The organism is Mesorhizobium sp. M7A.F.Ca.CA.002.05.1.1 (genome assembly GCF_003998335.1).
In the GTDB taxonomy this organism is placed as follows: domain Bacteria; phylum Pseudomonadota; class Alphaproteobacteria; order Rhizobiales; family Rhizobiaceae; genus Mesorhizobium.
In genome coordinates, this window is record NZ_RZQI01000219.1 from 1 (window position 1) to 7,600 (window position 7,600).

Annotated in this window: 9 protein-coding genes; 4 read left to right on the plus strand and 5 right to left on the minus strand. The window is 65.0% G+C overall.

What is annotated here, in order from left to right; translation table 11 throughout:
* From EN939_RS13610 to EN939_RS13620, 3 genes are all read right to left on the minus strand, one after another.
* On the minus strand, nucleotides 1–681 hold a 681-nt coding region (locus EN939_RS13610; RefSeq protein WP_127268425.1), incomplete at its 3' end, for a YiiX/YebB-like N1pC/P60 family cysteine hydrolase.
* Nucleotides 682–762: 81 nt separating this feature from the next.
* The gene (locus EN939_RS13615; protein WP_127268426.1) at nucleotides 763–1,695 is read right to left on the minus strand and encodes a CHAD domain-containing protein; all 933 of its coding nucleotides are present in this window, start codon (nucleotides 1,693–1,695) and stop codon (nucleotides 763–765) included.
* The gene (locus EN939_RS13620; RefSeq protein ID WP_127268427.1) at nucleotides 1,692–2,165 is read right to left on the minus strand and encodes a CYTH domain-containing protein; all 474 of its coding nucleotides are present in this window, start codon (nucleotides 2,163–2,165) and stop codon (nucleotides 1,692–1,694) included. The genes EN939_RS13615 and EN939_RS13620 overlap by 4 nt, the downstream gene beginning before the upstream one ends.
* A gap of 90 nt (nucleotides 2,166–2,255) precedes the next feature.
* Here EN939_RS13620 and EN939_RS13625 point away from each other — a divergent pair, with 90 nt between their 5' ends.
* Genes EN939_RS13625 through EN939_RS13640 form a run of 4 tightly spaced genes read left to right on the plus strand, consistent with a single transcriptional unit; the run spans nucleotide 2,256 to nucleotide 5,959 of the window.
* The gene (locus EN939_RS13625) at nucleotides 2,256–2,942 is read left to right on the plus strand and encodes a CerR family C-terminal domain-containing protein (RefSeq protein ID WP_127268428.1); all 687 of its coding nucleotides are present in this window, start codon (nucleotides 2,256–2,258) and stop codon (nucleotides 2,940–2,942) included.
* Nucleotides 2,943–2,955: 13 nt separating this feature from the next.
* Complete coding sequence (locus tag EN939_RS13630; protein ID WP_127268429.1) at nucleotides 2,956–3,909, plus strand: HlyD family secretion protein; 954 nt, start codon at nucleotides 2,956–2,958, stop codon at nucleotides 3,907–3,909.
* On the plus strand, nucleotides 3,906–4,826 hold the full coding sequence (locus EN939_RS13635; protein ID WP_127268430.1) for an ABC transporter ATP-binding protein: 921 nt from the start codon (nucleotides 3,906–3,908) through the stop codon (nucleotides 4,824–4,826). Before EN939_RS13630 ends, EN939_RS13635 begins: the two co-directional genes overlap by 4 nt.
* Nucleotides 4,823–5,959, plus strand: a complete 1,137-nt coding sequence (locus EN939_RS13640; RefSeq protein ID WP_127268431.1) for an ABC transporter permease — start codon at nucleotides 4,823–4,825, stop codon at nucleotides 5,957–5,959. Before EN939_RS13635 ends, EN939_RS13640 begins: the two co-directional genes overlap by 4 nt.
* Nucleotides 5,960–6,042: 83 nt before the next feature.
* Here the strand turns inward: EN939_RS13640 and EN939_RS13645 are convergent, their stop codons facing one another.
* Nucleotides 6,043–6,642 (minus strand): DNA-3-methyladenine glycosylase, encoded by a 600-nt coding sequence (locus EN939_RS13645; RefSeq protein WP_127268432.1) that lies wholly within the window; start codon nucleotides 6,640–6,642, stop codon nucleotides 6,043–6,045.
* Nucleotides 6,643–6,739: 97 nt separating this feature from the next.
* The coding region (locus EN939_RS13650) for a threonine/serine dehydratase (protein ID WP_164750979.1) at nucleotides 6,740–7,600 on the minus strand (861 nt) is incomplete at its 5' end.

Sequence of the window (7,600 nt, forward strand, 5' to 3'; positions counted from 1 at the left end):
CGTGTAGAGCGAGTGGTGGCGGATGTGCAGGATTTCCTTGCGCGAATAGTTCGACTGCGCGGAGGCTCGGCCGGGCGCACGGGTGATTTCGGGCAGGATCGGATAGCGGATCTGGCCATAGGCCTCGGCGATCAGCGTCGAGCAGATCGCCCGTGTCGGGTCGCCGGAGCCGAAGGCCAGCATGCGGCGGCGCCAGCGCACCGGCACCGGCGGTGTGGGCAAGAAAAAACGCAGCATGTCGAAAATGTTCTTGAGGTCGTATTTCAGGCCGAGCCTGCCGATCATGAAGGCGACGACCTTGTCGCGATCCTCCGGCGCCAGCCCGCTCGCCCGGCAGATGCGGGTGTTGTAGGTGCGGTAGCGCGACAATGGCACGGCGACGCAGCCTTCGCCGATCGTGACCTCGATCAGGCGCGGCCGTTCCGAGCCGTCTTCCGGCGCGGGCAAGGCATCGCCGACATAGAAGGCCGCATGCGACCAGGTCGACTGGGTCAGGTACTTGATCGCCGCCGAGATCTTCTGATTGCCCTCGATCAGCAGGATGTCGCCCGGCTCAAGCGTGCGGCGCAGCGTTTCGGCATCGGACGGAGTGTAGGGCTCGTAGCCGGACGATTCTCCCTGCAGCCGGCCGGCAAGCCAGCGGCCAAGTCGATCCAGAAGCGTGTCGCCGGGCTCGGTCATGCCCCATGGCGATTAGCATGGGCGGGTAATGAGGGCTAGCGCACGCCTTCCTCCCCCGTCCGGAGCGCGAGGAAGAGCGTCCTACGATGCCGCGGCCTCTTCCGGCGGCGCAGCCAGATCGTCGCGCGCCTTGCGGGCCAGTTTGCGTGTCGAGCGTTTGGGATTGTCGCCGAACAGCTCGGCCGCTTCGGCCAGGCAGCTCTTCTTCAGCTGCTTCTCCGACCGCTTCAGCAGCTTGCCCAGAAGTTTCGTGTCCTCGGGCAGCCCGAGTGGCTGGTCGTCGGCCTCGAGCAACGCGCGCATCACCAGCACATCGTGCAGGTCGCCCAGCCGCTCGCCCAGTTCGTCGACCGCCTTGCGCCGGGCCTTGATCGGTGTCGGCCACAGCCTGCCGAGCAGCGACAGATGCATGCCGTGGGTCTTGGCCGCCTTGCGCAAATCGTGGAAATCATCGGCCGCGCCCCGCGATCTGGCCTTGTCGAGCGCCTTCCTGGCACGGCGCAGCGTGACGCGGGCACCTTCGGCAAGCACGTCGGCCGCCTGTTCCGGCTGGTCGGGCAAGGCCAACGCTTCGACGCGTTTGAGGCCATCCTCGCAAGCGGCGGTCGCCGCGCCGATCGCCGCCTCGAGCCCGCTGCCTTCGTGCAGTTCATGCTGGCGCGCGATCAGCCTGTCGCGCGCAGCAGTAAGCCCATCGTCGGCGCTCTCCTTGGGAAAGCTCGCCGCCAGCCGGTCGATGGTTTCGATCAGCGCTGTCGCCTCGCGCGGACCGGCAAGCAGGCCGGCTACATTGCGATAGCACTGGTTCTCGGTCTCGCAGAATGTTTCGTCGCCGGAACGAACAAGCCGCAGCAGGGCGCGGGCGCTCTTCAGCCGCTTGCGGCACTTGTGCAGCGCCTGTTCCGGCCGGCTCCGTGCGGCGTCAAGGTGATGCAGCGCCTTGCCGATTTCCTCGGCAAGGATACGCCTGACCTCGCCGGTCAGCGGCAGGCGCGGATCGATACGAAAGCTCATGCGGCGATCTCCGGTATCCCCCCAAGGGCGAGCGACGCGTTGTAGAATTTTGACTCGCCGGTGACTTCGCGGCCGAGCCAATCAGGCAGCATTTCGTCCGGCACGTCCTCCGGCGTCTCAAGTTCGGCGATCACAAGTCCCGCAAGCGGACCGCCGAAGACATCGATTTCGTAGAGATAGCCACGGTGCCTAACATGGTGACGTGTCTTCTCGATGACACGTCCGATGGCGAAGTCCAGCATCTCCACCGCCTCCGAGAGCGGGATCGAGTATTCGAATTCGTCGCGTTCGCGCGCCTTGCTGCCGAATTTGAGTGTCAGCTTGGCGGAACCGCCATCGCTGATGCGGATGCGCACCGTGCGCCCGGGGCCGGCAGCGAGATAGAACTGGAGAATGCGGATATTGGCCTCGGCCAGTTCCCGCCATGCGGTGCTGGTGACCAGGAATTTTCGTTCGACTTCCTTGCCCATGGCCGGGCACTAAAGCGTTTGCCGCCGTCGATGGCAAGATAATGACGAACAGAAGTTGACTTTAATCAATCGATTGATTAAACTGCGCTCATGGTCAAACTGCCTGAGCCCAAAATTCTTCGCCGCGAGCCCGCCGAGATGACGCGCGCGGCCCTTGTCCAGGCGGCGCTGAAGCTGTTCGGAAGGCAGGGCTTCGATGGCACCTCGACGCGCGAGATCGCCGCCGAGGCGCGAGCCAATATAGGCTCGATCGCCTATCATTTCGGCGGCAAGGAGGGTCTTCGCGCCGCTGCCGCCGACTTTATCGTCGAGACCATCCAGGGTGTAGCCGGTCAGGCGCTCGGCAATGTACAGGCGCCTGCGCCGGGACCAGCCAATCCGGAGGCGGCGCAAGCGCTACTCTTCGCGGCGCTGGAGCGGATGGTCGGCTTTGTCGTGGCCAGCCCGCAGGCCGGCGAGATCGTGCAGTTCGTGTTGCGTGAGCTTTCGCATCCGACGGCAGCCCTCGACCGCATCTATGACGGCGTCTTCGAGCCGACGCATCGCCGGCTGTGCCAGCTCTGGGAACAGGCGACCGGCGAGCCCGCCGAAAGCGAGGCCACAAGGCTCACCGTGTTCACGCTGATTGGCCAGGTCATCTATTTCCGCATCGGCCGCGAGGCGGTGATGCGCCGCATGGGCTGGAAAGACATCGGCGCCGCCGAGGCGGCCAAGGTGGTGACGGTCACATCGGGTAATCTCAAGGCCATATTGGCTTCCAAAAAGAGCAAAGCATGAAGGGGCAAAGACCATGAGCTTTCTGTGTTCGCTGCCGCTCGCCGCGCAGCTCTTCTCGGCCTGTGCCCCGGCTGCCCCGCTGGCCGTCGGCTATGTCGAAGGCGACTATGTGCTGCTGGCACCGATCGAGGTGGCGCAGGTCGAGACCGTCACGGTGAAGCGCGGCGACCGTGTGGTGCCTGGCACGACCGTGGTGACGCTGGAAAGTGCCGATGCCAAGATCGCGGTGGCGCAGGCGCAGGCCGGCCTTGCCCAGGCGCAGGCGCAGTTGGCTGACCTGCAGATCGGCAAGCGGCCGGAAGAGATCGCCGTGCTGAAGGCCGAGGTCGACATGGCCAGCGCCCAGGCCGCCGACGCCAAGCGCAAATACGACCGCGCCGCCGATCTGTTCAAGCGCGGCGCCGGCACGCAAGCCGATTTCGACACCGCGTCGGCCACGCTGGAAACGGCCAATGCGCAGGTCGGCCAGGCCAATGCCAATCTCGCCGTCGGCGGCCTGCCTGCGCGCCCTGAGACGATCAAGGCCGCCGACAATCAGGTCAAGCAGGCGCAGGCTACCTTGGAGCAAGCTCAGTGGCGGCTGTCGAAACGGGTGCTGGCAGCCCCTTCGCCGGGCCGCGTCAACGATGTCATCCGCAATCCGGGCGATACATCAGGTCCGACCGCGCCTGTGATCTCGATCCTGCCCGACGGCGCGGTCAAGCTCAGCGTCTACGTCCCGGAGAGCGCCTTCTCCTCGGTCAAGGTCGGCACCTTGCTCGGCGTCCATTGCGACGGCTGCGGCCCGGATGTGAAGGCGCGCGTCAGCTACGTGTCGCCCGATCCTGAGTTCACGCCACCGGTGATCTATTCGCTCGAGAACCGGCAGAAGCTGGTCTACCTGGTCGAGGCGCGGCCGGAGGGCGATGCCGGCCCGCTGCAGCCGGGCCAGATCGTCGATGTTGATCTCGCGGACAGTGCAAGATGAACGCCATCGATGTCCACGGCCTGGTCAAGGGCTTTGGCGACAAGACCGTCGTCGACCATGTGACGATGTCGGTCGCCGAGGGCGAGATCGTCGGCTTTCTCGGCCCCAACGGTTCGGGCAAGACCACCACCATCCGCATCATGTGCGGCCTGCTGACGCCGGACGAAGGCGAAGGCACGGTGCTCGGCTTCAACATCCGCACCGACAGCCTGCGCATCAAGCGTGAAGTCGGCTACATGACGCAGAAATTCTCGTTCTACGAGGATCTGACGATCGGCGAGAATCTCGAATTCGTGGCGCGGCTCTATCGGCTGAAGCCGGTCGAAGAGCATGTCGCGAGCACGTTGGAGGACCTCGGCCTGACGTCGCGCCGCAACCAGCTGGCCGGCACCTTGTCGGGCGGCTGGAAGCAGCGGCTGGCGTTGGCCGCCTGCATCATGCACAAGCCGAAATTGCTGCTGCTTGACGAGCCTACGGCCGGTGTCGACCCGAAAGCGCGGCGCGAGTTCTGGGACGAGATCCATCGCCTGGCCAGCGGCGGGCTGACCGTGCTGGTCTCCACCCACTACATGGACGAAGCCGAGCGCTGCCACCGCATCAGCTATATCTCCTACGGCAAGATGCTGGCCACCGGCACTGTCGCCGAGGTGGTGAGAAATGCCGGGCTGACCACGTTTGTGCTGCAGGGTCCGCGGCTCGATCAGGTCGCCGAAGCGCTTCAGGGCCGCTCCGGCGTCGACCAGGTGGCGCCTTTCGGCGCGACGCTGCATGTCGTCGGCTCCGACAAAAAGAAGCTCGAAGCCGCACTCGCCGACGTCGAGAAAGAGCACAAGGGCGTGAAAGTTTCGCCCGGCGAAACCAGCCTCGAGGACGTCTTCATCCAGTTCATGTCCGGCTCGAAGGACAACATGGCATGAACAGCGTCTTTTCCTTCGCCCGGCTTGGCGCGCTGCTGATCAAGGAATTCATCCAGATGCGGCGCGACCGCATCACCTTCGCCATGATGCTCGGCGTGCCGCTGATACAGTTGGTGCTTTTCGGCTACGCCATCAACAACGACCCGAAAAGCCTGCCGGCAGCACTCGTGGCGACGAGCAACGATCCCTACACGCGTGCCATTGTCGCGGCGCTGCAGACCACCGGCTACTATCGTTTCGACCATGTCGCGCAAAGTGCCGCCGAGGCCGAGTTCCTGATATCGCGCGGCGACGTCGCCTTCGTCGTCACCATCCCCGCCGATTTCGCCAGGAGGGTGGAGAGCGGCAGCAACCCGCAGATACTCATCGAGGCGGACGCCACCGACCCGGCGGTGGCCAGCGGCGCCATTTCGACGCTCGGCACAGTCGCCAGCCAGGCGCTGCTGAGGGCGCAAGGCACGCAGGAAGCCGCCGCCGAGGCCGCCAAGGGTCGGCTCGATGTCGTCGTACACCGGCGCTACAATCCCGAAGGCATCTCGCAATACAACATCGTGCCCGGCCTGCTCGGCGTCATCCTGCAGATGACCATGGTGATGATGACCTCGATCGCGCTGACGCGCGAGACCGAGCGCGGCACGATGGAAAACCTGCTGGCGATGCCGTCCAGCCCGCTCGAGATCATGATGGGCAAGGTGCTGCCCTACCTGGCGGTCGGCGGCGTGCAGGTGGTGGTGGTGCTGGCGGCGGCGAAGCTGCTGTTCGCCATCCCCTTCACCGGATCGATGTCGCTGCTCCTGACCGCCGTGCTGATCTTCGTGCTGGCGCTGGTGCTGCTCGGCTATACGATTTCCACCATCGCCCGCACGCAGATGCAGGCCCTGCAACTGACCTTCTTCTTCTTCCTGCCGTCGATCATGCTGTCGGGTTTTATGTTCCCTTATCGCGGCATGCCGGACTGGGCGCAAATCCTCGGCGAGATCTTCCCGCTGACGCATTTCCTGCGCATCACCCGCGCGGTGATGCTGAAGGGCGCGGAACTGCCGGCGGTGTCAACGGAGATCGGCTGGCTGGTGGTGTTCGTGGCCTTGTTTGCCGGCGTGGCACTGGTGCGGTTCAGGCGGACGCTGGATTAGATGCCGCACGACCTCCAGTCTTGGCACCAGCCTTTGCGGAAGGGAGAAATGCTTTCGCCAATCTCCATGGTTTGTAACTGCCACTAACCGTTGAGCGATTTCGGGCCGCTGACGAAGGCGCTCCCCTTGACGTAAAACCGCAGCGGGCGATCGGCATCCTTTGTAATGCCGATCCGGACGCCTTGGGCGATGTCGCCGGCTTGATGCTCGTCGGTTGCCAGCCATAGCGGGCCTTTGCGGCAAAGATCGAGCCCGTCGAGCGAACGATCGATCCGCAACGCCTGGGCCAGCCTTCCCGGTCCTCGCGCCAGGTCGCGCAGGCGCTCGACGCCGCGGTTGAGCCGCATGATCGCAATGCCCTCGAGTGGCTCGAGCGCCCTGATCAGCACGCCGGTTCCGACCCCCGGCATCTCGCTCGAGACATTGAGCATGTAGGAGATGCCGTAGGCGAGATAGACATAGGCGTGCCCGGGTTCGAGAAACAGCGAACGGTTGCGCGGGGTCATCCCCCGGTAACCGTGTCCGGCGGCGTCACCGGTCACATAGGCCTCGGTCTCGACGATGCGGCCGCTGGCGATGCCTTCAGGCAGCTCGCGCACCACGAGTTTGCCAACGAGGGTGCGGGCAAGGGATGCCGTATCGTCGGGCAGCTCGGAACGCGTGAGCGGGCGGTAGATGACCATGCTCAGCGCGGCGACGATTTGGCGGCGGGCGAGGAGTGATCCAAGGCGGAGCCTGTCGCCAGATACTCCATATCAGATACCCTTGGACATCGCCGTCTCAAGCAGCCGCCATGATCCCGGCATAAGTGCCGAAATCGACATTGCCGCCGGACAGCACCACGGCAATGCATTTGCCGGACAGCTCGATCTCGCCCGATGACAGTGCCGCCAGCGCCACACAGCCGCCGGGCTCGACCACCAGCTTGAGATAGGCCATGGCGTCGCGCATCGCCTGCGCCGCCGCCTGGTCCGAGACGGCGATGCCACCGGTGAGATTCCTGCGGTTGATCTCGAAGGTGATCACGCCAGGCTCGGCGGTCAGCAGCGCGTCGCAGATCGAACTATGGCCGGGCTCGTTCGAAACCCTTGCACCGGCGGCCAGCGACCGGCGGGTGTCGTCGAAATGCTCGGGCTCGACCGCCCAGACCGCCGTGTTCGGCGAGGCATCCTTGACGGCAACGGAGATGCCACTCGACAAGCCGCCGCCGCCGCAGGGGACGATCACCGCGTCGAGGTCGACGCCAAGCGCTTTTGCCTGGCGCATCAATTCGAGGCCGATCGTGCCCTGGCCGGCAATGATGGCCGGATCGTCGAAAGGCGGCACCAGCACCATGCCTCTTTCCATGTAAGGACGGATCACGGTCATGCGGTCGTCGCGAAAGCGGTCGAACGGGACCACCTCCGCGCCCATCTTGCGCACATTGGCAATTTTCATCGCCGGCGCGTCTGAAGGCATGGCGATCACCGCCTTGACGCCGAACATCGCGGCCGAGGCGGCGACGCCCTGCGCATGATTGCCCGATGAGAAAGCGACGACGCCTCGGCTGCGCTCCTCCGCGCTGAGCGACGACAGCTTGTTGTAGGCGCCGCGGAACTTGAACGAGCCGGTACGCTGCAGCGTCTCCGGCTTGAACAGGAT

Excerpts from the sequence above, each read along its gene's own strand:
- EN939_RS13645 (WP_127268432.1), bottom strand. The coding sequence starts at position 6,642 with ATGGTCATCTACCGCCCGCTCACGCGTTCCGAGCTGCCCGACGATACG.
- EN939_RS13635 (WP_127268430.1), top strand. The coding sequence starts at position 3,906 with ATGAACGCCATCGATGTCCACGGCCTGGTCAAGGGCTTTGGCGACAAG.
- EN939_RS13640 (WP_127268431.1), top strand. The coding sequence starts at position 4,823 with ATGAACAGCGTCTTTTCCTTCGCCCGGCTTGGCGCGCTGCTGATCAAG.
- EN939_RS13620 (WP_127268427.1), bottom strand. The coding sequence starts at position 2,165 with ATGGGCAAGGAAGTCGAACGAAAATTCCTGGTCACCAGCACCGCATGG.
- EN939_RS13625 (WP_127268428.1), top strand. The coding sequence starts at position 2,256 with ATGGTCAAACTGCCTGAGCCCAAAATTCTTCGCCGCGAGCCCGCCGAG.
- EN939_RS13615 (WP_127268426.1), bottom strand. The coding sequence starts at position 1,695 with ATGAGCTTTCGTATCGATCCGCGCCTGCCGCTGACCGGCGAGGTCAGG.
- EN939_RS13630 (WP_127268429.1), top strand. The coding sequence starts at position 2,956 with ATGAGCTTTCTGTGTTCGCTGCCGCTCGCCGCGCAGCTCTTCTCGGCC.